The 24,546-nt window shown below is 35.9% G+C and carries 16 protein-coding genes; 11 read left to right on the forward strand and 5 right to left on the reverse strand.

Annotated elements, in window-relative coordinates; genetic code table 11:
* Positions 1 to 119: 119 nt before the first annotated feature.
* From DYR29_RS22075 to DYR29_RS22090, 4 genes are read left to right on the forward strand one after another with little or no spacing between them, the layout of a single operon-like run.
* On the forward strand, positions 120 to 1,745 hold the full coding sequence (locus DYR29_RS22075) for a T9SS type A sorting domain-containing protein (protein WP_213278550.1): 1,626 nt from the start codon (positions 120 to 122) through the stop codon (positions 1,743 to 1,745).
* A 10-nt stretch (positions 1,746 to 1,755) separates the two neighbouring features.
* Positions 1,756 to 4,554 carry a hypothetical protein gene (locus DYR29_RS22080; protein ID WP_213278551.1) on the forward strand — a complete coding sequence of 933 codons (2,799 nt, stop codon included), beginning with the start codon at positions 1,756 to 1,758 and terminating at the stop codon, positions 4,552 to 4,554.
* 8 nt (positions 4,555 to 4,562) lie between these two features.
* Positions 4,563 to 8,039, forward strand: coding sequence for a DUF6443 domain-containing protein (locus tag DYR29_RS22085; RefSeq protein ID WP_213278552.1), 3,477 nt, complete (start codon positions 4,563 to 4,565; stop codon positions 8,037 to 8,039).
* Positions 8,040 to 8,053: 14 nt separating this feature from the next.
* Positions 8,054 to 8,446 carry a hypothetical protein gene (locus tag DYR29_RS22090; protein ID WP_213278553.1) on the forward strand — a complete coding sequence of 131 codons (393 nt, stop codon included), beginning with the start codon at positions 8,054 to 8,056 and terminating at the stop codon, positions 8,444 to 8,446.
* Between the two features lie 255 nt (positions 8,447 to 8,701).
* On the opposite strand, the gene DYR29_RS22095 is transcribed toward DYR29_RS22090, so the two are convergent.
* The gene (locus DYR29_RS22095) at positions 8,702 to 9,046 is read right to left on the reverse strand and encodes a MerR family transcriptional regulator (RefSeq protein WP_213278554.1); all 345 of its coding nucleotides are present in this window, start codon (positions 9,044 to 9,046) and stop codon (positions 8,702 to 8,704) included.
* 207 nt (positions 9,047 to 9,253) lie between these two features.
* Between DYR29_RS22095 and DYR29_RS22100 the strand changes: the two genes are divergently transcribed.
* Complete coding sequence (locus tag DYR29_RS22100; RefSeq protein WP_213278555.1) at positions 9,254 to 10,135, forward strand: AraC family transcriptional regulator; 882 nt, start codon at positions 9,254 to 9,256, stop codon at positions 10,133 to 10,135.
* Positions 10,136 to 10,279: 144 nt separating this feature from the next.
* Here the strand turns inward: DYR29_RS22100 and ccoG are convergent, their stop codons facing one another.
* The gene (gene ccoG / locus DYR29_RS22105) at positions 10,280 to 11,722 is read right to left on the reverse strand and encodes a cytochrome c oxidase accessory protein CcoG (RefSeq protein ID WP_213278556.1); all 1,443 of its coding nucleotides are present in this window, start codon (positions 11,720 to 11,722) and stop codon (positions 10,280 to 10,282) included.
* 256 nt (positions 11,723 to 11,978) lie between these two features.
* Here ccoG and DYR29_RS22110 point away from each other — a divergent pair, with 256 nt between their 5' ends.
* Positions 11,979 to 12,872 (forward strand): SMP-30/gluconolactonase/LRE family protein, encoded by an 894-nt coding sequence (locus tag DYR29_RS22110; protein WP_213278557.1) that lies wholly within the window; start codon positions 11,979 to 11,981, stop codon positions 12,870 to 12,872.
* A 117-nt stretch (positions 12,873 to 12,989) separates the two neighbouring features.
* Here the strand turns inward: DYR29_RS22110 and DYR29_RS22115 are convergent, their stop codons facing one another.
* Positions 12,990 to 14,297, reverse strand: coding sequence for a DEAD/DEAH box helicase (locus DYR29_RS22115; protein WP_213278558.1), 1,308 nt, complete (start codon positions 14,295 to 14,297; stop codon positions 12,990 to 12,992).
* A gap of 546 nt (positions 14,298 to 14,843) precedes the next feature.
* Between DYR29_RS22115 and rpsA the strand changes: the two genes are divergently transcribed.
* The 4 genes from rpsA to DYR29_RS22135 all read left to right on the forward strand — a co-directional run bounded on the left by rpsA (position 14,844) and on the right by DYR29_RS22135 (position 21,838).
* Positions 14,844 to 16,634, forward strand: a complete 1,791-nt coding sequence (rpsA, locus tag DYR29_RS22120; protein WP_213278559.1) for a 30S ribosomal protein S1 — start codon at positions 14,844 to 14,846, stop codon at positions 16,632 to 16,634.
* Positions 16,635 to 17,025: 391 nt separating this feature from the next.
* Positions 17,026 to 19,653, forward strand: coding sequence for a T9SS-dependent M36 family metallopeptidase (locus tag DYR29_RS22125; RefSeq protein ID WP_249413566.1), 2,628 nt, complete (start codon positions 17,026 to 17,028; stop codon positions 19,651 to 19,653).
* 124 nt (positions 19,654 to 19,777) lie between these two features.
* Complete coding sequence (locus tag DYR29_RS22130) at positions 19,778 to 20,764, forward strand: EamA family transporter (protein ID WP_213278561.1); 987 nt, start codon at positions 19,778 to 19,780, stop codon at positions 20,762 to 20,764.
* A gap of 81 nt (positions 20,765 to 20,845) precedes the next feature.
* Positions 20,846 to 21,838, forward strand: a complete 993-nt coding sequence (locus tag DYR29_RS22135) for an alpha/beta fold hydrolase (protein ID WP_213278562.1) — start codon at positions 20,846 to 20,848, stop codon at positions 21,836 to 21,838.
* Between the two features lie 106 nt (positions 21,839 to 21,944).
* Here the strand turns inward: DYR29_RS22135 and DYR29_RS22140 are convergent, their stop codons facing one another.
* Complete coding sequence (locus DYR29_RS22140; protein ID WP_213278563.1) at positions 21,945 to 23,087, reverse strand: multidrug effflux MFS transporter; 1,143 nt, start codon at positions 23,085 to 23,087, stop codon at positions 21,945 to 21,947.
* A gap of 75 nt (positions 23,088 to 23,162) precedes the next feature.
* Here DYR29_RS22140 and DYR29_RS22145 point away from each other — a divergent pair, with 75 nt between their 5' ends.
* A complete protein-coding gene (locus tag DYR29_RS22145; RefSeq protein ID WP_213278564.1) occupies positions 23,163 to 23,945 on the forward strand; it encodes an AraC family transcriptional regulator in 783 nt (260 codons plus the stop codon).
* A gap of 170 nt (positions 23,946 to 24,115) precedes the next feature.
* Here the strand turns inward: DYR29_RS22145 and rplS are convergent, their stop codons facing one another.
* Positions 24,116 to 24,472: a 50S ribosomal protein L19 gene (gene rplS / locus DYR29_RS22150; protein ID WP_047376947.1), complete on the reverse strand. Its 357-nt coding sequence runs from the start codon at positions 24,470 to 24,472 to the stop codon at positions 24,116 to 24,118.
* Positions 24,473 to 24,546: the final 74 nt, after the last annotated feature.

Consider the following 24,546-nt stretch of genomic DNA (forward strand, 5'->3'; position numbering starts at 1 on the left):
TTTAATAATAAATAGTAAGATATATGTTAAATCGCATCTTTGTGATTTTCATGTCTTAAAAAGTGTTAAATTCGCGAAGTTTTAAGAAACTAATTACTAACTCAGAAAACAACATTGGAATGAAAAAATTCTATATAGGTGCATTCACTTTATGCACGGTCTTGGGCATCTCTGCCCAGGAAGTGGTATGGCAGAAAGACATCAAATCCTCTACCCAGGATTTTCTTAGTCAGGTTACTACAACAATCGATCAGCAGTATCTTATAACGGGAAGCTCTATCCAAAGTAATAAGCAGCAAACATCAGGAAATAAGCAAAACAACGGTTACGATTTTCATCTTGTAAAACTGAATCAACAGGGAGATGAAGTCTGGGAAAAATATTTCTCAGGACAAAATCATGATTATCTGTCAGCAACTGTTACTACACAGGATGGAGGGTTTCTATTAGCCGGAACATCCTATTCAGGAAAAGGCTTAGATAAAAAAGACGATTCTAAAGGAGGATCTGATATCTGGCTGATCAGAATCAATGAATTTGGTGATGAATTGTGGCAGAAAACACTCGGAAGTTCTTCAGACGAAGAAGCAAGAGCCGTTATCCAGACCACCGATTTGGGATTCTTTGTTGCAGGGAATGTTCAAAACTCTTCAAAAGGTTACGGTTCAAAAGATGTTTTGATCACAAAACTAGATAAGAATGGAAAAGAACTCTCCCAATTAATTTTAGGCGGAAAAGGTTTAGACGAAGTAGAGAAAATGATTCCAACGAAAGATGGCGGAGCCTTACTGGGAATTTATTCAAGAAGTTCCGAGGTTCGTGTTTCGGGATCTGAAAAGTCTCAGATGCGAGATGCGGGTTCTGTGTCAAACGGTCAAAATTCGAATCCCGTATCGCGAAACTCGAAACAAACTGAAAACTTTGGTGAAGGTGACTATTGGATTGCCAAGCTCGATAAAAACGGAAAAGTGGAATGGGAAAAGAACTTTGGAGGCAAAGGAGATGATCATATCAGAACGCTGGCACTAACTTTAAATGGCTTTGTTATCGGTGGAGAATCCAGATCGGAAAGATCAGGAAACAAAACGGTTGGATTGGAAGAAGGAACAGACCTTTGGCTGATTTCTTTAAATGAAAGAGGCGATGAACAGTGGCAAAAATCCTACAATTTCAAAAACAGAGATATCCTGATGGGAATGAGTGTCCTTCATTCTGCAGATGATAAATCTTCCAAAGGAATTTTATTAGGAGGCTATACTCAGGCTGAAGGAAGAATACAACCCGATGATGAAACGTTCTGGATGTTGTATCTAGATCATAATGGTAATGAACAGTGGAGAAAGCATATCAAAGGAGAATCCAGAAAGAAGGAAGAGAGACTATCTGACTTAAAGCTCAACAGAGACGGTTCAATTGTTCTGGCTGGGACCAGTGCAGAAGAGCTTGGGAAAGAGAATTGGAAGATTGTGAAACTAGGAGACAAGCAGGTTGATCAGTTAATCGAAAAATATGATATCAAGATTTATCCAAATCCTGTATCTGATTATGCTTACGTAGAAATTGGTTTTGATTTTAAAGATGCTGATATTCTGTTGTATGATATGTCTGGAAGACAACTGCAAAATCTGAAAACAAAGAACAGAGTGACAAAGATTAACACTCAGGCTTTGGTTCAGGGAGCTTATCTGGTGACTATAAAAACTGATAACAACAAAACGGCGAATGCTAAGTTGATAAAGAAATAAACGAATAATTATGAAGAAAATATTTTTACTGTTGATAGCCTTTTTAGGCTATCAAGCCTATTATGGGCAGGAAAGAAGCTTAAATAAAGGAGTAGAACATCCTGTTCCTACTATTTCGTCATTAGCTACCTATACGAATATCCCTGTTTCTGTACAAACCGGAATTCCTAAAATATCCTATAATTTAGTTAATGTTCCGACTAATAATAACTCAGTTAATATCAACCTGATGATCAATTACCATGCAGCGAACGTTACCGAAGATTTATGGTCTGGAGATTTAGGATCAGGCTGGTCACTATTGGGCCAGGGAGTTATATCAAGAGATAACTACCAAGATCCTGACGAATCTTTTGATGATAACACAAAAACTTTTTACTTCAAAAATGATTTTAATGATATTTACAATTATAATATTCCAGGAGAATCGGGAAGGTTTAAATTTGTAAGAGATACTTTGAATAACAGTTTTCAATTATTAAAACTGACCCCTACTACATCAAAAATTACCTATCAAAGAAATAGTAATCAATCCACTTTGATTATTGATTCTTTTACCATAACTAGTGATACAGGAATCAAGTATAAGTTTGAAACTTATAATAAATCTACTGCATCGGTGTGGAGATGGAGTTTTGACTGGCTTAATGATATGTATGGCAAGCTTGCCTATAGAAGTGCTTTTTTCTTAACGACGATAGAAGATGAAAATAATCAGGAACTTGCAAAATTTACTTATTTCAGAGATTTGGTGTATGTGACTGGGACAGGAAATACAGTTACAGAATCAGAATTGAATAAGCTCAGTCGTATTGAAATTAAAGATAGGGGAATCATTGATATGGAATATGGGAAAAAACAATATGTCCAAAAAGGGGATCAGTTTTGGCTAAAAAGTATGACATTAAAAACAATCAATAATCAATTTGTGTCGAAATATATATTTGATGTAAATAATACTTTAACCTCTTACAGTAAAGTAGATATAAATAATACTATTTTGGAGAAGACAAATTTTGGGTATGGAGGGAATACGGAGATTCCGACTATATATCCACCTGTGGAAGAGGGAGAGAATGTCTATGGGAATACATTACTTAATACTATCTCTTTACCAACGGGAGGTGTTATTGAGTATAATTTTGAAATGATTCCCTATTTTAGTGTTCAGATAAATAAAGAAATTCCAGCTCCTACAGAAAACATTGGGAATGTAGGCTTCAACCAGTTTGGTTCAACCCGAAAGTATTTTTTTACACTGGCTGAAGATAAAAAAATAACCATTGAGTCCCCTGTAGGAAGCTTATCCGGCTATCTGTGGTCTCTTATTTTTTATAAAAAAGTAGGAAACACTTATCAAATAGCACCTTATAGTTTAGGAAATGCATTTTCAGATGATCCTTCTAATTATCCAGAAAAAAATGAAATAAAATTTAAGGCTGGTGAATACTATGCTGCTTTAAGCAGTACATCACCCGCAGCCTTTCCAGAACCATTATTTTTTGATGCTGTAAAGAAAGTTGGAGATTCTACGGTGGTTACTGAAATAAGATCATCCCGTAGAGGAATTCCGAGAATAAAAAATATTAAATACTATAATGATATTCTATCGGTTCCTTCACGGGTGGAAGAATATTCTTATAAAAAGTTTGAAAATCCTGCTGTTGAAAGTGGTCATTTTGAAGGGGGAGGTTTTTTATCAGATGGTATTAGTCCAGCTAATCCCGTTCTAATTTATAAAAATGTAAAAGTTTCGGGAGGTACGGAGGGGTATACTAATTATTATTTTAAGGCAACTGACGCGTATCCCGAATATTCTGAGCCTTCACCTTATCCCGGAACTAACTATAGGATTATTCCCAATTATAATTTTACAAGAGAGGGGCTTTTAGAAAAGAAAGAAATTTATAGTATTACTGGTCAAAAAGTATCGGAGGATTTGTTAGATTACATTATGGAAGACTATCCCGCTCCACCTTATCCTTTAATGAATAACGGAATTAGTAATACTCCCTATACAAAAACAGCATGGATGAAAAATGAGACTATTACTTCCCGTAATTATTTTAATTCAGGTATTACTGAAACGAAGAAAGTGATTTTTAATAACACGAATAATTACAGACCTAATTTAGAAAAAGTGACTTCATTTGACGGAAGTATCCAAGAAGTAAAATATAAATATGCGTTAGATAAAAACATTCAAAAATTAATTACAGCCAATATTATAGGTATTCCTTTAGAGAGTGAAACAACTCAGACTATTGGTGCCGTCACTAAAACAATTTCAAAAACAGAAACAAAATACGATAACCCATTAAACTTACTCCCAAGTTCTGTCCTATCTACAGATCTACAAAATGTTACTTCTACAGAAGTTACTTATGACCAATATGATTTAAAAGGAAACTTACAGCAGTATACCACGAAAGATGGTATTTCTACCGTAATTATCTGGGGGTATAATCAGACTCAGCCGATTGCTAAGATAGAAGGAGCTAAATTAACAGATATCCAGCAGTCCTTAATTGATTCTATTGTTAATGCCTCCGATACAGATGCTCTAGCAGCTTCTGGTAATGATGAGACAGCATTTTTATCAGCATTGAGTTCATTCAGGAGTAATACAGCTTTATCCGGTTATCAGACCACTACTTATACTTATGATCCTTTAGTAGGAGTAAGAAGTATCACTTCACCATCAGGAATCAGAGAAAGCTATGTTTATGATTCGGCTAACAGGCTTGAAAAAGTGATTGATGTGAATGGCAAAGTGTTGAAGGAGATGAAATACAATTATAAAAACTAAACACAATCATGAAAAAACTCATATTACCAATAGGAGCCTTGCTTTTATCTAATATAACCTATGCCCAGCTTTCCACGATTTCAAGCAATGAAAATTATATTCAGACCAAAACATATTTAGATTATAATGGAACAGCTGCTACCAAATCCTTAGAAACGGTACAGTATTTTGACGGATTGGGAAGACCCAAGCAGATTATCAACTTACAAGCTTCACCTTTGGGAAAAGATGTTGTGACCCACATTGAATATGACCCTTTCGGAAGACAGGTTAAAGACTATCTTCCTGTTCCCCAACTTTCCACAAGTAACGGGAATTATTATTCAGGACCTTTGGGTGTTTATCCTAACACCTATGGCAATGAAAAGATCTATTCAGAAAAGGTTTTGGAAAACTCACCTTTGGACAGAATTCTGGAGCAGAAACAAGTTGGAACTGCATGGGATAACAAACCCGTACAATTTGGATATGACGCCAATGTCGATGGTGAGGTTAAAAAATATACAGCCACTTTTACCTATACCACTTTTACTTCCCAACTCATCCCATCCGGTTCCTATGCAGTAGGACAGCTGTATAAAAATACAGTCACCGATGAAGACGGCAACTCAACCATTGAGTTTAAAAACGGCCAGGGGCAGGTGGTATTGGTCAGAAAAGTAATCAGTGCTACAGAAAGTGCAGATACCTATTATGTTTACAATGATTATAACCAGCTGGCTTTTGTGATTCCTCCCAAAGCTTCCGTAGAAGCAGATCCCAATACCGTACTTAGTGATTTATGTTACCAGTATAAATATGACGGAAGGAACCGTCTGGTAGAAAAGAAACTTCCCGGAAAAGGCTGGGAATATATGGTGTATGACAAACAGGACAGGCTGATCATGACCCAGGATGCTGTCATGGGAGCATTAAAACAGTGGCTTTTTACCAAGTATGATCAGTTCGGAAGAACAGCATACACAGGCCTATATACCAGTACCCAGGTGTATGGTACAGCAGGAAGAGCTGCAGAGCAAATATCAGCAGATGCTAAGGGGAGTAATAATGTAACCAGGTCCTCTACCGTAGGATTTACCAACAGCGGGGTAGGAGTATATTATGATAATGGTTCTGCCAGTTATCCTGGTTCTGTCACTACGCTGTTAACGGTTAATTATTATGATACTTATCCGACAGGCTCCCCTGCGGTAACCAATGTCTTTGCCCAACCTCTTCTTACAGATAATCCTGCTAATGCACAAACCACTAAAGGATTTCTTACAGCTTCTTATGTAAAGAATATAGAAGATGACAATTGGACAAGGAATTTTATCTGGTATGATACCAAAGGAAGAAATATCGGATCAAGAAGTCGTAATTATCTTGGAGGCTATACTGTGATTAATAATAAGCTTGACTATACCGGGGTTATCCTTCAGACCAATACTTACCATAAAAGGCTGGGTTCAGACCCTGAAAAAATCATTGTAGAAAAATTCACCTATGATTCCCAGAACAGGCTTCTGACCCAGACTCATCAGATAGGAAGTAATCCAGTTGAATACATTGCTCAAAACAAATACAATGAACTTTCCCAGCTGGAATCTAAGAAAGTAGGAGGAATAGCTGCGGCCTCCCCATTACAGACCATTGCTTACCAATACAATATCCGTGGTTGGATGACTAAAATCAATGATCCTGCTAATCTGAACGGGAAATTATTTGGCTATGAGATGAAGTATAACAATCCTGTTTATACCAATACTTCATCCGGAAGGTTTAATGGGAATATTGCTGAGATTGATTGGAATATTTCCAGTTCCGAGGGGTTGAAAAGATACAATTACCAGTATGATGCTTTAAACAGGGTGTTGAAAGGAGCTTATTCCCAGCCCAATGCTTCTTTAGCCCAAAATAACTATTTTAATGAAGAGCTGAGCTATGATCTCAATGGGAATATTAAAACCTTAAAGAGATTATCATGGCCTGCTGCCGGAGGAACAACAGCAGAGAAGATTGATGATCTGATCTATAACTATCAGAATGGAGACAAAAGTAATGTATTGGACAAAATTACCCTTCCTCCAGGAGTTATTAACAACAGTTCAGGATATAATGCTTTGCAGGGAACCATGGTGTATAATCCCAACGGGAATATGACGGATCATCCTGACAGAAAGATGAAGATCATTTATAATTGTCTGAATCTTCCCAATTATATTTCAGTTAACGAAGGATTGATAGGTATTTCCAACACCAGCTATACCTATAGGGCAGATGGAACCAAAGTATCTAAAACATACAGTATGAACGGATCTATAGAAACCAATTATCTGGATGGTTTCCAGTATGATAACAGGCATGCATATGATACTTCAGCCTCTCTTTATACCATTCCTGCATTAAAATTTGTACCTACCTCAGAAGGGTATTATGATTTTACTGAAAATAAGTATATTTACAATTACACGGATCATTTAGGAAATGTAAGAGTGAGCTACAAAAGTAATGGCAGTGGTGGGAGTGAGATCATTGATGTCAACAATTATTATCCTTTTGGATTAAAACATCAGGAGAGCCCTATTGTCCCAGCCCCTTTTGCAGGAGTGCCTTATAACTATAAATACAATGGGAAAGAGCTTCAGGAGACTGGAATGTATGATTATGGAGCAAGATTCTATATGCCGGATATGGGAAGATGGGGTGTGGTAGATCCTAAGAGTGAGTTAGGTAGAAGATGGGGGCCTTATACTTATGCTCTAGACAATCCTATTCGATTTATCGATCCAGATGGAATGTGGCCATACCCTGTAACTACACGTTCTTTTGCTCCATTTGAGTCTTTTGGAGGATGGTTTGGAGGTGATAACAGAGGGTTTTCTACTTCACAATCTGTTACGTCTAGATTATCACACGGTTATGTAATGAATACTGATAATCATACTTACACTAATTATGGAGCTACTTCCAGTCCTTCTACTCATTTTTTGCTTGGCTCTGCAACAGCGACAGATGACCGTGGTACAATTACAAATGCGGTATATAGCTCAAATAAAGATGGAAGTACTACAACTTCTTGGACATCTACGATGGCGGGGCACAATCCATTAGTTCCAGGTTCTCCTGATATTGATGTTAAAACTAATTTTAGTTTAACAGAGAATAAAAATTCAGGAACTTTAGGAGTTAACGTTACTCAAACAGGAGATGGATTTCCTTCAGCAGAGACAATGATTGGTGATACAGCTGGGAATCAATTGATGATAGGTGTTAGTCCTGCAGTAGGGAATCCTTACACCAGTTTACCAGGGGATGGCAGTAAACCAATGATGAGTAACAATTTTACTATAACAATGGATAAGAATGGCGTATTTACAGGAGTGCAAAAAGGGGATAAGACATACTCTGTTGGCGATTGGAATAAAACAATGACTTCGCAACCAGCTGTTGAAAGAGTACCTATTCCAGAACCAGGGTCATTGGAGTTTGAAATGGTAAGATAATAAAAAAAAATACAATGAAAATACTACTAACAAATTGGATAAATATATTAGGCGTTTTTATATCCCTCTTAGTTTATTCTATCATTTTTAATTTTACTGTTGATGATGGTGTTACAAGAAATTTTTTTCAATCAATATTTGCTGCAATATTTTTACTCTTTTTATATGGCGTAATGTTTTGGGCAGGCTTTATATTAGCACTTATTATTTTAGATTTAATACTTATAGTTCCTAATCAGGATAAACTTATTTTAAAATTATTATTTGAATGGGTTATAATTAGTATCCCTTTTATATACTGGGCTATCATATATGAAAAACAACGAAATATTTTTATGGTTGCTATAATAGCTTTTCTAGTAACACAATTATTAAGAAAAAAAATAATAAATAAAGCCATTCAATGAGTGGCTTTATTTATTTTACTGTTGTGCACTAGATAGTGCGTGCCCCGCTGTCACGAACATTTTGCTTGTGTCCACAAATAAAACAAAACCACTGTACAAACAGTGGTTTTTGTTCTTTATTCTAAAAAATGTGTTTTTTACAAAATGTCCTACTTATAAAGCAACTTTTCCAGTTTACTCATCAGTAATCCTTGTTTTTCAGAATATAAAATCTGCTGCAGTAAATGCGGCGGATTTTAATATATTGTATAAAACTTATTCAGCATCCCTTTCTCCCAGAGACTCTTTCAGCTTAATAAGCTCAGCTTTTACAAATTCCAGTCGGTCAATAAGGGTAATGGTTTCTGAGATTTTACTGTTTGTAGTCAGGGCGATGCGGGCTCCGTCCAGAGTGTATCCTTTTTCTTTTACCAGATGGTAGATCATCTGAAGGTTTTTGATGTCTTCAGGAGTAAAATATCGGTTTCCTTTTCTGTTTTTTTTAGGCTTGATAATCGGGAATTCCTGTTCCCAGTAACGTATTAATGAAGTGTTTACATCGAATGCTTTTGCCACTTCTCCTATAGAATAATACAGTTTATCAGGTAAATTTATTTTCATTTTACAACTCCTAAACCTCAAAGATAAAAATTTTTTAAAGTTTAATCCAAAATATATTGTAAAAAGTGCGGTCATACTTTGTTTCAAAGGAATTTAGGGGTCTAAATTCATCATTCAAGAACAAACGTTTGTAGTAGATATAAAGGATCATGATATACTGGCGCTTTTTTGTCTAAATTTGTGAATTCTTACGATATATAAATATAAATGAATCCGATTTCTGTTCTTCATATCGATCTTTTTCAGGCGGGTAAAAATACTTCAGATTTTTATTTTAACACAATGAAGAATCATTTGGTGGTAGGACATCGTCATATAGAGAAACCTCACAGGCATGATTTCTATGCGGCTGTTCTTTTTACCAAAGGAGTAGGGGTACATGAAATCGATTTTCAGAGGTATGAAGTGTCGGAAGGAAGCCTTTTCTTTCTGTCACCTGGGCAAATTCACAGCTGGGAACTATCGGAAGATATAGAAGGTTATATTTTCTTTTGTTCTCAGGAATTTTATGAAATGCATTATGTGAATCAGAAGCTGAGGAATTTTCCTTTTTTCGGATCTGTGTCTTTTCCGAGAAAACTTCAGTTGGACGCTCTGGAGCTGAAGAAGAATATTAGGTTATTTCAGGAACTGGGAGAAGAACATCAGGCTAAAAATATAATGAAAGAAGGTCTTATTTTGTCATTAATGTCTCAGATCTTCATTAATTCTACCCGATTATTTTCCAGAGATTTTGACACACAGGATTCTGCCACCGGACTTTCTTACTTTAAACATTATCAGGATTTCGAAAATCTGATTGAACAGCATTTTGCAGAACATAAATCGATTGCCTATTATGCTTCTTTATTAGGAATTTCATCCAAACATCTGAATAGAATTGTACAGACTGTTGTTCAAAAAACAGCTACAGATATTATTACAGAAAGAGTAGTGCTGGAAGCCAAAAGAATGTTGATGTACCTGGATGAAAGCCTGGTTGAAATTGCTTTCAGATTAGGATATGAAGAATATTCCTACTTTGTAAGAGTATTCCGGAAAAGTTCCGGAATGACTCCTACGCAGTTTATGAGGAAATATAAGGCTTAATGAGTTTAAGGTTTAAGGTTGCTGGTTGTTTTGGTTACGAGTTGCGGGTTTCTTTTGTTTCGAGTTTACGAGTTGCTGGTTACACACAACCTTAAACTTTGAACCTTGAATTCTCCCTAATCCCTGCAACCTACCATCTGCTCCCTAAAGAGCTAACTTAAACGGTCCTTCAAAAGTTGTTTCAAATGAATCTACCAGTTTTCCTTTCTCATCAAAGACTCCGATGACCATATTTTGTTTTGAGAACTTAATGTTTTCTTCAGGAAAGGAAATGTTAATGTTTCCTTTCAGGATCTGGTCTCCTTTCAAGATGATTTTTTCAGAACCGAAATACGTGATTTCTGCATTCGATGGAGTGATAACTTTGATATTTAGGATCTTTTTCTCATTAGATTTATTCAGAAGCGTGTAAATAAAGGTATTGGTGATTTTACCGTTTTTAACGAAAAATGTAGAGCCCGCTGGTTTGATGAACTTAGCTTCCATAGAACCACGGTCGTACATTAAAAATCCAAGGAATCCAATCAGCAATGCCAGAATAACGGTTGTCGCTTTCATTCTCGGAGTAAATCTGAATTTCTCGCTGTTTTCAATTTCTGATTCTGTAGCATAACGCACCAATCCTTTAGGTAAACCTACCTTTTCCATTACTTCATCACAGGCATCAATACAGGCTGTACAATTCACACACTCCAGTTGCTGCCCGTTTCTGATGTCGATTCCTGTAGGACAGACAACAACGCATTGGTTACAATCTATACAATCTCCTTTGCCGGCCGCTTTTCTGTCTTCATTATTTCTCCATTTTGAACGGCCTTCCCCTCTTTTAAAATCGTAATATACGTTGATTGTCTGTTTATCAATTAAAACACCCTGAAGCCTTCCGTAAGGACAAACCAGCGTACATACCTGCTCACGAAGCCATGCAAAAACAAAATAGAAAGTCATCGTGAAAAAGATCATTGTAATGAACTTTAAAGGATGTTCCGAAGGTCCTTCCAGCATAATCTGGAAAACCTGTTCATAGCCTACAATATACATAAACATGAAAGTAGATATGATCAGAGAAATCAAAATAAATACGGACCATTTCGTCACTCTTTTTCGGATCTTCTCGGCATCCCATTCCTGTCTGTCGAGTTTCATCTGCTTATTTCGGTCTCCTTCGATCCAATATTCTATTTTACGGAAAACCATTTCCATAAAAAGGGTTTGAGGGCAAAGCCAGCCACAGAATATTCTTCCGAAAACCACGGTAAATAACATTACAAAAATAACAGAAGTTACCGCGCCTAATGCAAGGATAAAAAAGTCCTGCAGGTAGAAAGGCTGTCCGAGTATAAAGAATTTCCTGTCGATAACATTGATGAGCAGAAAAGGATTATTGTTGATCTTTACAAAAGGCAGTCCGAAAAATAATGCAAGAAGAAGATAGCTGGTGTAATTTCTGTAATTGGTGTATTTTCCTTTAGGCTTTCTGGGGAATATCCACTTCCTTTTTCCGGTTTCATCCATTGTTCCCACTGAATTTCGGAAATCTTCATTTTCAATTTCTAAAGATTTGATATTGTTGGACTCTGCGCTCATTGTTGTATGCTATAAAAGTATTTTGGTACTATTTTCAACAGGATAACCTCTTTTTTTGAATTGATTTTTTATTGAAAAAAAGTGATCGATCCTGTTACTGCAAAGCTCCGGATTATATCCTTTTACTACTAATATGATCTACTTCAAAAATAGGACAATTGGGACATTTTGTATTTATGGTTTTTATTGTATCAAAACGGGAATATATTTTGAAACCTGAAGGCCATATTGTAAATTGCGGGTTTAAAAATGAAGCATGAAGAATATCTTTAAAATAGGCATGATTGGTTTGGTTTTCGCATTGGTAAACTGTCAATCAGTAAATTATAGTAAAATGTTTTATGAAGGAGTAAAACCGGAAAGGGTTTCCGATACGTTCAGTTTCACAGAAGGGCCATCAGCAGATAAAGAAGGAAATGTTTACTTTACCGATCAACCCAATGATAAGATCTATTATTGGGACTGGAAAAGCAATACAGTAACAGAATTCTTAGACAAGACGGGAAGGGCAAACGGAACGCACTTTGATAAAGACGGGTATTTGATTACCTGTTCAGATGATCAGGGAGAAATCTGGAAAATTTCCAAAGACAAAAAAGTAGAAGTTCTGCTTAAAGGTTTTGAAGGGAAAAGGTTCAACGGTCCCAATGATGTATGGAATGATGAAGCCGGAGGAATGTACTTTACCGATCCGTTGTATGAAAGAGATTACTGGATCGGTTTTAAACAGGAACTGCCACACAAAAGCCTTTATTATAGAGATAAATCAGGGAAAGTTACCAAGCTGGATACATTTACCCAGCCGAATGGAATTGTAGGCAGTGAAAAACTGAAAAAATTATACCTTTCTGATATTGATGCCGGAAAAACCTATGTATATGACATATTGGGTGAAGGAAAACTGTCTGAAAAAAGACTTTTCTGTGAAATGGGCTCAGACGGAATGGAGTTAGATAAGCATGGTAATCTTTACCTTACAGGAGATGGAGTACATGTTTTTAACCGTTCAGGAAAGAAAATTTACCATATTCCTATCCCTGAAAAGTGGACTTCCAATGTAACTTTTGGTGGAGAAAATAATGATATACTTTTCATTACCGCTTCAAAATCTGTATATACTTTTCCTACAAGGGTAAGGGGGATCAAATAATTTTTGTGTCATTGCGAGGAGCATAGCGACGAAGCAATCTCTTTTCATTAAATATGATTATAAATATGAGATTGCTTCACTTCGTTCGCAATGACAATAGAGTATTGAGTGGAGGGTTTAGTAAGCAACCTCCATTTTTACTTTCTTTCCTTTCAGTTTTTCGTTTTGCAGCTTTCTTAAAACAGCATTGACTTTATTTCTGGAAACAGCAACATAGGAAGTGGTATCCTTTACTTCGATCAAACCGATATCTTCTTTCTGAAGTTCTCCTTTTTTGATAAGATATCCCACAACATCCACTTTATTGACCTTATCTTTTTTTCCGGCACTGATATAAATAGTCTGGAAAGGTGTTTTTTCCGGAACCTTAGTAAATCCGGCAACACTTTCCTCAGGAGTATTATTTTTAATGAATGGGAAATTTTCGTCCTCTGTCATGATCATATATACAAAACCTTTGGCATTCATTCTTGCAGTACGTCCGTTTCTATGAATGAAGGCATCTTCTTTTGGTGGAAGCTGATAATGTACAATAGATTCTACCTCCGGAACATCAAGTCCACGGGCAGCAAGATCTGTAGTAATAAGAATTCTGGCAGAATCATTTCTGAATTTCAGCAATGCACGTTCTCTTTCATCCTGTTCCATACCGCCATGGAAGGTTTCTCTGTCGATTCCCATCTGATAAAGGAGTTCAGAAATTCTGTCAACAGCTTCACGGTGGTTACAGAAGATAAGCGTTCTTTTATTTCCTATTTTGCAGATTAAATTAAACAAAGTATCAAGTTTTTCCTCAGAGATTGTCATTACTTTTCGCAATTGAATATCTGGTTTTACTTCACTTAGTTTTAAAAAGTCGATTGTTTTTTCATTTTTAAGACCTGTAAACAATGGAATTTCATCCATTGCAGTGGCTGAAGTTAAAATTCTTTGTGAAAGTCCTTTTAATGAGCCTGCAATAAACTCCATATCTTCATGGAAACCTAATTCCAGTGCTTTATCGAATTCATCAAGAACGAGGGTTTTAATCGTTTTCGGATCGAAATTATTATTTCTCACATGGTAAGCAACTCTTCCCGGAGTTCCTATTAATACTGCAGGAGCTTCAATTAAATTGTTAACCTCAATCTTTTTGTCGTGTCCGCCGTAACAAACAGATACTTTATAATCTGTTCCCATTGCTTTGAAAACCTGTTCAATCTGTAAAGCCAATTCTCTGGCCGGAACCAATATTAATGCCTGAACTCCCTGAACATTTTTTTTCAGATTCCGAAGAACCGGGAATAAAAAAGCAAGAGTCTTTCCAGATCCTGTAGGAGAGAGTAAAACAATGTCTGTATTGTTTTCTGACGCATTATAAGTAGATTTCTGCATCTGATTCATATCCTGAATCTGCAGCTTCTGATAGATTGATTGTAGTTCCATGGTGCAAAGGTAGTGAATTTAAGCGGGTGCTGCGTGGGAGAGTTTGAGGGTTTGAGAGTTCTGGAGTGATAGCATTTTAGGGTTTGAGAGTTTGAGTGGGATAGGGAAGTGCAGCTCTTCTTTAATTGTTATTGTTTTAATTCTGGGTTACTGTCATTCTGAATGAAGCGTAGCGAAATGAAGAATCTCATTTTGTCCACCATTAGTTATAGTGCTTCGTAAATTACGTTTGTAAACTTTAAGTTTATGCTCAGCATGACAGCGAATATTTCTTCATTCTAAATTTAAAACAGTTAGTATTAGATATGTCATGCTGAGCGAAGCCAAAGTATTATTTTAATCAAAATATTGATTTTTAAATATATAAGTTAAATATTAACACGCTGAAACCTGTTGTTTATCTCAAATAAAATCCCTATCTTTGCACCCACTTTTGGGGTGAAAAGGTTTGATGGGTAAATTACTTAAAATTAATTACTTCCGTATTTTTTAATCCGCATTTATTCAAACCGTTAAAAAAGAAGGAATACAAATTTTTATTAGAAAATGTCAAAAGAGACAAATTCAGCAGAGGTTTTATTAAACCAAAACGTAGCACCAGAACAATTTGATTGGGATTCTTTCGAATCAGGTCTTGATGCAGATGCGAGAAAAGAAAAAAGCGATTTAGAAGAAATCTATAACGGATCTCTTAACAGCCTGAACGATAATGACGTTTTAGTTGGTAGAGTTGTAAGATTAACTGACAAAGAAGCTATCGTAGACATCAACTTCAAATCTGAAGGTGTTATTTCTCTTAACGAATTCCGTTACAACCAAGGCCTGAAAGTAGGTGACGAGGTAGAAGTAATGGTTGACAAGAGAGAAGACAAAACTGGTCAGTTACAATTATCTCACAGAAAAGCTAGAACACTTAAAGCTTGGGATAAAGTAAACGAACTTCACGAAACTGGAGAAATCGTTAACGGTTTTGTTAAATCAAGAACTAAAGGTGGTATGATCGTTGACGTTCACGGAATCGAAGCATTCTTACCTGGTTCTCAAATTGACGTTAAGCCAATTAAAGATTACGATCAGTTCGTAGGAAAAACTATGGAGTTCAAAGTTGTGAAAATCAACCCTGAGTTCAAAAACGTAGTTGTATCTCACAAAGCATTGATCGAAGCAGATATCGAAGGTCAGAAAAAAGAAATCATCGCTCAGCTTGAAAAAGGTCAGGTTCTTGAAGGTACTGTTAAGAATATTACTTCTTACGGTGTATTCATTGACTTAGGAGGTGTTGATGGATTGATCCACATTACAGACCTTTCTTGGTCTAGAGTGAACCACCCATCTGAAATCCTAGAGGACGGACAGACTGTAAAAGTTGTAATCCTTGATTTCGATGATGAGAAAACAAGAATCCAGTTAGGTATGAAGCAATTAGAAGCTCATCCTTGGGATGCTCTTTCTGCTGACTTGAAAGTAGGTGATAAAGTAAAAGGAAAAGTAGTAGTTCTTGCTGACTATGGTGCATTCGTAGAAATCGCTCCAGGTGTAGAAGGATTAATCCACGTTTCTGAAATGTCTTGGTCTACTCACTTAAGATCTGCTGGAGATTTCGTAAAAGTAGGTGATGAAGTAGAAGCTGAAGTATTAACTTTAGATAGAGAAGAAAGAAAAATTTCTCTTGGTATCAAGCAATTGTCTAAAGATCCATGGGAAAACATCGAAGCTAAGTATCCGGTAGGATCTCAGCATGTAGGAACTGTAAGAAACTTCACTAACTTTGGTGTATTCGTAGAGTTAGAAGAAGGTATCGACGGATTAATCTACATCTCTGATCTTTCTTGGACTAAGAAAATCAAGCACCCATCTGAGTTCTGCGCAGTAGGTGATAAATTAGACGTTGTAGTTCTTGAATTAGATATCCAGGCTAGAAGATTATCTCTAGGTCACAAGCAATTGACTGAGAATCCATGGGATAAATTCGAAACTAAATATGCTGAAGGAACTATCCACGCTGGTAAAGCTGTAGAAGTTCACGATAAAGGAGCTTCTGTTCAATTCGAAGATGCTGAAGTAGAAGCATTCTGCCCTTCAAGATTATTAGAGAAAGAAGATGGATCTAAAATCAAAAAAGGTGAAGAAGCTCAATTCAAAGTAATCGAATTCAACAAAGAATTCAAGAGAGTAGTAGTATCTCACACAGGTATCTTCAGAGACGAAGAAAAGAAAAACGTTAAAGAATCTTCTTCTAGAAACGTATCTTCTTCTTCAAACAACGAAGAAAGATCTACTCTTGGAGACATCGATGCATTAGCAGAGTTGAAAAGAAAAATGGAAGAAGGTAAATAATCTTTGAACCATTGATATATAAGGAGCCGCTCATTTGAGCGGCTTTTTTTTATCTCTATACCAATATGAAAAGTAAAAATATGATTAAAGAAAAGGGTAGATAATATAGCTTTTTCAAAAAATAGTAACATAAAATAAAAATAGATAATCATTGAAAATATTACAGTGATGTGTGATTTATATAATGAAATAATTAAATCGTAATGATTTAAAAATAAGATAAATACAATGTGATAGGCATAAATTTATGATGAGGTTCTCCTTATTGAGAAATATGTAAAATAATATTAATCTGATGATTTTTAATTTATTCATTTATGTTTTTGTTTTTAATAAAAAAAATATGAAAGTTATGTGAATTATTTGTAGATTAGCGCCTTTAATAATGGATATGAAAAACAAAGCTTTACCTCTTTTATTTGCGGTATTTTCTGCATTTCCAACAGTATTGTTTGGACAGGATAATGAAAAACTGATTAAGGATTATATTTCTCAAAATAAGATTAGAGAATATAAAAAGTCTGCTCTTAATAATATCATTGTTGATATTGTAGATCCTTCAAAATCCTTAAATGGTAATGTTGTGAAATTTTTACAGACTTATAATAGTTTACCAATTTACAGTTCTGTAGGAACAGCATTGATCAAGGACAATAAAATTGTTTATTATACAGATAATTTTATAAAAGATTATACTGCATCTACATCCGGTACAGCTGCTATTAGTAAAAGCACAGCGCTTCAAAAAATTGCTGAAGACCTGAAAAATCCTGATATTGCAAATTTTACGATTCTTGAATATCTTGAAAAGACTCAAAAAAAAGCCACATCAGCCAATCAAAGACTTGTATATACTAACGACGAGAGCGGAAACTTACGCTTGGCTTATGAATATACCTTAACGGAACCAAAAACTCCGAATTACTGGAATATTTTAGTAGATGCCAACAATGGAAATATCCTGTTAAAAAATAATCTGACTTTATCTTGTAATTTCCATCATGATGCTTATAGCTCAGATGCTGAATATGGCCATGCTGATCATTTTGAAAATACCCTAATGGGCCCCAAAAATAATGTAGCACAGAATAATATTCCGTTACTTTTACCGGATAATGCATCCTATAACGTGTTTCCATTGCCAATTGAAGCACCTACTTTTGGTTCAAGATCAATCATTACTAATCCTTGGATCCTGAGTGCTTCTCCTGAAGGATGGCATTCTGACGGAACCAATCATTATACGGTTACAAGAGGAAATAATGTTTTTGCCTATGAAGACGCTGCAGGAACAGCTTTAACAGCGCCTGATTATCTTACAGGAGCTCCGGCAGATGGTGGGGCTACAAGAAATTTTGATTTCCCTTTTAATATCAATGAAACTCCTTTAAATAACAGGAATGCTGCCATTACGAATTTATTTTATCTGAATAATAGAATTCATGATGTTTTCTACAAATTTGGATTTACAGAATCTGCCAGAAACTTCCAGCAGAATAATTTTGGTAATGGACCTGTAGGAGGAGATGATGATTCTGTATATGCAGAGGCGCAGGATGGAAGCGGATTAAATAATGCCAATTTCTCTTCAGGGCAGGATGGTTATAATGGTAAAATGCAGATGTACCTTTGGTCTCCGGTAGGAAGAGTATTTTATTATAATGCACCAAGTACTGCTATTTCCCGTACACCGGGAGCAGGAACTGCGCAATTTGGTAATCCACTACCTATGAGCGGTATTACAGGAGATGTAGCACTCTCATCAGTTTTGGATGGTTGTACAGCTTTGCCTGCAAGTTCATTGACTAATAAAATAGGACTGGTTGAAAGAGGAACATGTTCTTTTGCTGTTAAAGTGAAAAACCTTCAGGATGCCGGGGCTAAAGCGGCGATTGTTTATAACAACGCAGTGAATGGGGCTACTATAGGTAATATGGCGGGTAACGATCCGACAATTATAATTCCTTCGGTACTTATTAACAATGCAGAAGGAGAATATATCAAAACTCAAATGGCAGCAAGTACAACAGTAAATGTTACCTTGAAAGGAAATATGACTCCTGATGGAAGTTTTGATAATGGAATCGTAACTCATGAATATGGTCATGGAATATCCAACAGAATGACAGGTACAGGATACAACTGTCTGAATGCAGGAGTAAGTAAAGAACAAATGGGAGAAGGATGGTCTGATTTCTTCGCCTTAATGTTGACTAATAAAGCTGGAGACAATGCTACTGTGGCAAGAGGTACAGGTACTTATGCATTAGGTCAGGCGATAACAGGTGCTGGTATCAGACCTGCAAAATATTCAACAAGTCTTGCAGTTAACGGATTTACATATGGAGATACCAATGGAATGGAATATAATAACGGATCAGCAGTTGTTCCGGATGTACACTCTATTGGTTTCGTTTGGGCTACTATGTTATGGGATCTTCATTGGAAATATGTTGAAAAATATGGTTATTCTTCGGATGTATTATCTACAACGCCTAACGGAAGTACAAAAGTATTACAACTGGTAACAGATGCTTTGAAACTTCAGGGATGTAACCCTAGCTTTATTGATGGAAGAAATGCAATATTAGCAGCAGAGTTAGCAACTACCGGAGGTGTTGACAAATGTATGATCTGGGGTGTTTTCGCAAGAAGAGGTTTAGGAGTAAGTGCATCTGCAGGAGTGAAGAATAATATTAATGATCAGATTCAGGACTTTAATGTACCGGAACAGTGTTTATTAGCTACCAATGAAGTGAATGGTGATAAAAATAAAAATATTTCCATCTATCCAAACCCTGCTAAAGACGAGTTTTATATCAATTTCCCAAGCAATACTCTTGGAAAAGTAAGTGTAGAACTTTATGATATGTCTGGTAAACTGGTTTCTTCTGAAGATAAAATTTCGCCGGATGCTAAGAATGCAATTTCTACAAGTAACCTGGTAAACGGAACTTATATGGTGAAAATCAAAGGACTTGGTTTTGAAGCCGCTTCAAAAGTAATGGTTAAAAAATAATTTACTTATATTTAATTTCAAAATCGCCACAAGCTTGCTTGTGGCGATTTTGTTTATCTATCATGATAACATTTCGGATAGGTTTAATTTATATGTCGTAACTTTGCAGGCTGAAAAAAAAATTATGAAGAAGAAAAATATACTAAAAGGTGTTTTATTTGTAGGGATTGGAGCTAGTATATACGGTATGTTGGCCACTTTTGTGAAAATGGCTTACCATGATGGTTTCACTACTTCGGAAGTAACTACTTCCCAGTTTGTATTAGGTTTGACAGGACTTTTGATCCTTAATCTTATTCAGACTCTAACCTCAAAACAGAAATTATCGCTGCCAAATTCTAAAGAAGTCAGAATGTTGCTGCTTGCAGGAACTTCTTTAGGAGGAACAAGCTTATTTTATTATATTGCTGTACAATATATCAATGTTTCAATTGCTATAGTACTTTTGATGCAGTCAGTATGGTTCAGTGTGGTGGTGGAAAGTATTCTTACAAAAAAACTGCCCAACGCAAGAAAAGTAGTTTCAGTAGTTATCGTATTGTTGGGAACAGTTTTGGCCACGAATCTTATCAATATGGATATAGAACTTGACTGGCATGGAGTCTTCTGGGGACTGATGGCCGCTGCGTCATATACTTTGACGATGTTCACTTCCAATACGCTGGCAACCCATCTTCCGGTTTTCAGGAAAAGTATCATTATGCTGGCAGGTGGTTCTGTAGTAGTTTTTGCATTTTTATTCTTTGCACAGATCGGACCTATGTATTTTGATGGTTTAAAATCATTATACTTGAATTTTACAGATAATACAGAACATATCCATTCATTCAATTATTCAATATTCCTGACATACGGATTTGTCCTGGCTCTTTTTGGAACCATTATTCCTCCAATTTTATTCAATATCGGATTCCCAAATGCGGGGTTGGGCCTGGGAAGTATTGTTTCCTCACTGGAACTTCCGGTTTCCGTAACAATGGCCTTTGTTTTATTAGGGGAGAAAGTATTTCTGATTCAATGGATAGGAATTGCTTTGATCCTTTTTGCTATTGTTTTGATGAATTTACCTTCAAAAAAAGTAAAAGAAGTTTCGGTAGCAGAATTGTCTTAAAAAATATTTAAATAAAAATAACAGTTGAAGCCGTTCCTTTTGGAGCGGTTTTTTTAATTTTAATCTTTAAATAAAAGTTTCATGAAACATTTCAGAAATATAGCTGCTGTTTTTGCGTTGATGGTGTCCGGTTTTATGTTTTCACAGGTAAAGCCTCTGGATGCAATGCTTTCCGATTATAAATACCCTTATGAAGTTCATTTTCTTAATTTGAAGTCTCAGGGAGAGGATTTGAAAATGGCTTATATGGATGTAAAGCCACAAAAGCCTAATGGGAAAACAATAATGCTTCTTCATGGAAAGAATTTCAACGGAGCGTATTGGGAGAAAACGGCAAAGGATTTGTCTGCAAAAGGATTCAGAGTAGTGATTCCTGATCAGATCGGGTTTGGAAAGTCTTCAAAGCCTCACGCTTACCAATTTTCTTTTTCACAACTGGCAGAGAATACGAAAGGAATTTTGGATGAACTGAAAATTGATAAAGCAATCGTTCTGGGGCATTCAATGGGTGGAATGGTAGCGACTAGATTTACATTGCTGTATCCGGAAAAAGTACAGAAGCTAATTCTCGAAAATCCAATCGGGTTGGAGGATTATAAGACTTTTGCTGCATATCAGACAATCGACCAAGCGTATCAGTCCGAACTGAAAAATACTGCAGAAACTTATAAAAATTATCAGTTCAAATTCTATTATGATAACAAGTGGAAAGAAGAATATCAGCCCTGGCTTGATCTGATTGCAGGATGGACTCTTCATAAAGATTACCCTCAGGTAGCCTGGGATGCAGCGCTTACCTCGGATATGATCTATAATCAGCCCGTATGTTATGAATTTAAAAATATAAAAGTTCCCACACTGCTTATTATTGGAACAAGAGACAGAACGGCAATCGGGAAAGATAGAGCGCCTAAAGAACTTCAGCCAAAAATGGGACAGTATCAGGAATTAGGAAAGAAAACCCAGAGTGAAATTGCAGGCTCAAAGCTTGTAGAGATTGAGAACGTAGGGCATCTTCCACACATTGAAGTATACCCTCAGTTCTTTGAAGCTCTGTATAACTTTATACAGTAAAATATTTGAAACATTAAGTTTTTATATAAAAATGGTTCTTCTTTTTCATTTTCATCTGATGAAACTTAACGATTCTTATTTTCTTATTAAACTTAATGTTTCAAAATTAATTTTTCCTGTATTCAAAGAATACTAAAGTACAAACTCCAATTCCCGAAAACAAGACACAGGAAATCCCTAAATTCTGGATAAAACCAACGCTTATCAGGCCTAAACCTATCAGTATATAATACATTAGTCCCAGCAAAGCTCCCGCACTTCCGGTTTCATTTTTATAATGGATAAGTGCGGTACTCAGAATATTCGGAATAGCAATGCTGAATGCCATTACAATGAAGAAGTATGGAATTAAAAAGTATATCCCTTTACTCACCAGAATCCATACGAAAACTGAGGCGATACATGCAGTAAATGTGCCCGCTTCAACTAAATATTTAGGTTGTATGTTCCTCAATAACAGAAATCTGTTAAGTTTTGCTCCGGCAAATGTTCCGACAGCCAATATAACACTGCTGTATCCGAAAATATATGAGGAATAATGATATTCTTTAAAGATAAACGGAGCCAGTGTGTAGTAGGAAAACAGCAAGACATTAAAGCTCATAATCAGTAAGCAGCATTTTATAATAGTTTTATCACGAAGCATTCTCTTTAATAAATCAGTTAAAATAACCATATTGATTTCTTTTACTGAATGTTGGGTTTCTGAAATTTTCTTACGGGAAAGAGTATAAAACAGCCCTGCAAGCAGACATAATGTTATAAAAACACCCTGATGTCCAGCGGACGAAATCAATACTGATCCGGTCATCATTCCTATTACAGGACTTATGGATAAACCAATTCCAATCCAGGAAAATACTTTGCTGATATTGTTTTGATCATACGTATCTCTTAGAATTGTTTGTGTAACAATAGAGCCTACAGAAATTCCAAATGCAGAAATAATCCTGGCACTAAGGAAAATCATGAAATTGGGTGCAAAAATAGCTGCCAGTGTTCCGATTCCATAGGTGATAAGCCCGTATTCAAGGGATTTTTTTCTTCCGATTCTATCACATTGTACTCCCCAAAATGCTACTCCCAGAGCAAATGCTATAAAATATAAACTGATCGTCAGGGTAACAGATTCTTCATTCACTCCGAACTGCTCCTTCACCATTGGTAAAACCGGGCTGTAAATAGTTTCTACAAACTGAGGAAGCATTACAAGTACGGTCAGCAGCCAAATGGGATTTGTCTTTTTCATTTTTTTCTGCAAAGTTTCCAAAATTTCAATGTATATTTATAATGACATAAAAACAAAAAATATCAAAAATAGGACATGGCTGTATTGAAGCAAAATGAAGAGTTTGATGCGGATTCTATCCGGGAAAAGGTAATTGGAATAGCTTCTGATATGGTGATGCATGATTCCGGCTTTCATTTTCATACAACGAAAGCTCAGTTATTATATGCACCATCTGGCTGCATGACCGTTACTACTTCTGATAGGCAACTGGTTTTGCCTCCATTCAGAATGCTCTGGATTCCTGCCAATGAGACTCATCGGGTAAATTTCAGAAATATTGTGGCTTACAGGTCAATCTATTTTGATGAATGTTATGCCGAAAAATATATGAGATCCAGTCTTAAAGTTTTGCACGTCAACCCATTATTAAAAGAAATTATTGAAAGGATCTGCTTTTGGGAATGGTCAGAACTCAGAAATGATCAGGTCAATCTGCTCAATGTTTTCTGGAATGAAATAAGTGGAGCTTTGGAAGAAAAGCTGGAGATTAAAATCCCGCAAGACAGACGTTTTAAGAAATTTTCAGAAGAGTGGACTCTGCGCTATGCTATGCCGCCGATGTTGAAAGATCTTGCTGAAAAAACCGGAGCAGTGGAGAAAACAATCAGCCGTATTTTTAAAAAAGAAACAGGGTTGTCTTACCAGGAATGGAGGCAGCAGTGGCGGTTGCAGCGATCCATTGAACTTTTGGTGGAAGGTAATTCAATAGGAGAGGTGTCTCATATTTTAGACTTCTCTTCAGACAGTGCTTTTATTGAGTTTTTCAAAAAACAGACAGGCTCGACTCCTTTGCAATACCTCATAAAGCATGAGTAATATCTTTACAGGTGATAAAAGAGATTGGATAGATGAACCTTGACAGGGTTGAACGAGATTGATTTAGAAACAGGAAAAGGAACTCCAAATAGAAAATAAAAAGAGTTTTAAACAAAAAAAGAGACTGTTTACGTGTAAACAGCCTCTTTTTGTATGTATTGTTGTCTGAATTATTTCTTCTTGTAAGCAGCGTCTTTGATTCTTGCTTTTTTACCTCTAAGGTCTCTGAAGTAGTAAATTCTAGCTCTTCTAACTCTACCTTTTCTGTCAAGCTCGATTTTTTGAAGTGCAGGCAGGTTAATAGGGAATACTCTTTCTACACCTACATCACCACTCATTTTTCTGATAGTGAAAGTTTTTGTAGAACCAGTACCTCTTAATTGGATAACTGTTCCTTTGAAGAACTGAGTTCTTGTCTTTTGTCCTTCTTTAATTTCGTAATACACAGTAATTGTATCACCTGCTTTGAATTCAGGGAATTCTTTTTTAGCAATGTACTTGTCTTGTACGTACTTTAATAAATCCATTATTAATAAAATAAAATGTTAAAGCTAAGCAACTTACACGTTCTTCGTCAGAGGTTGAATAACAGGTTGCAAAT

The sequence above is a fragment of the Chryseobacterium indologenes genome (assembly GCF_018362995.1).
Taxonomy (GTDB): Bacteria; Bacteroidota; Bacteroidia; order Flavobacteriales; family Weeksellaceae; genus Chryseobacterium; species Chryseobacterium indologenes_G.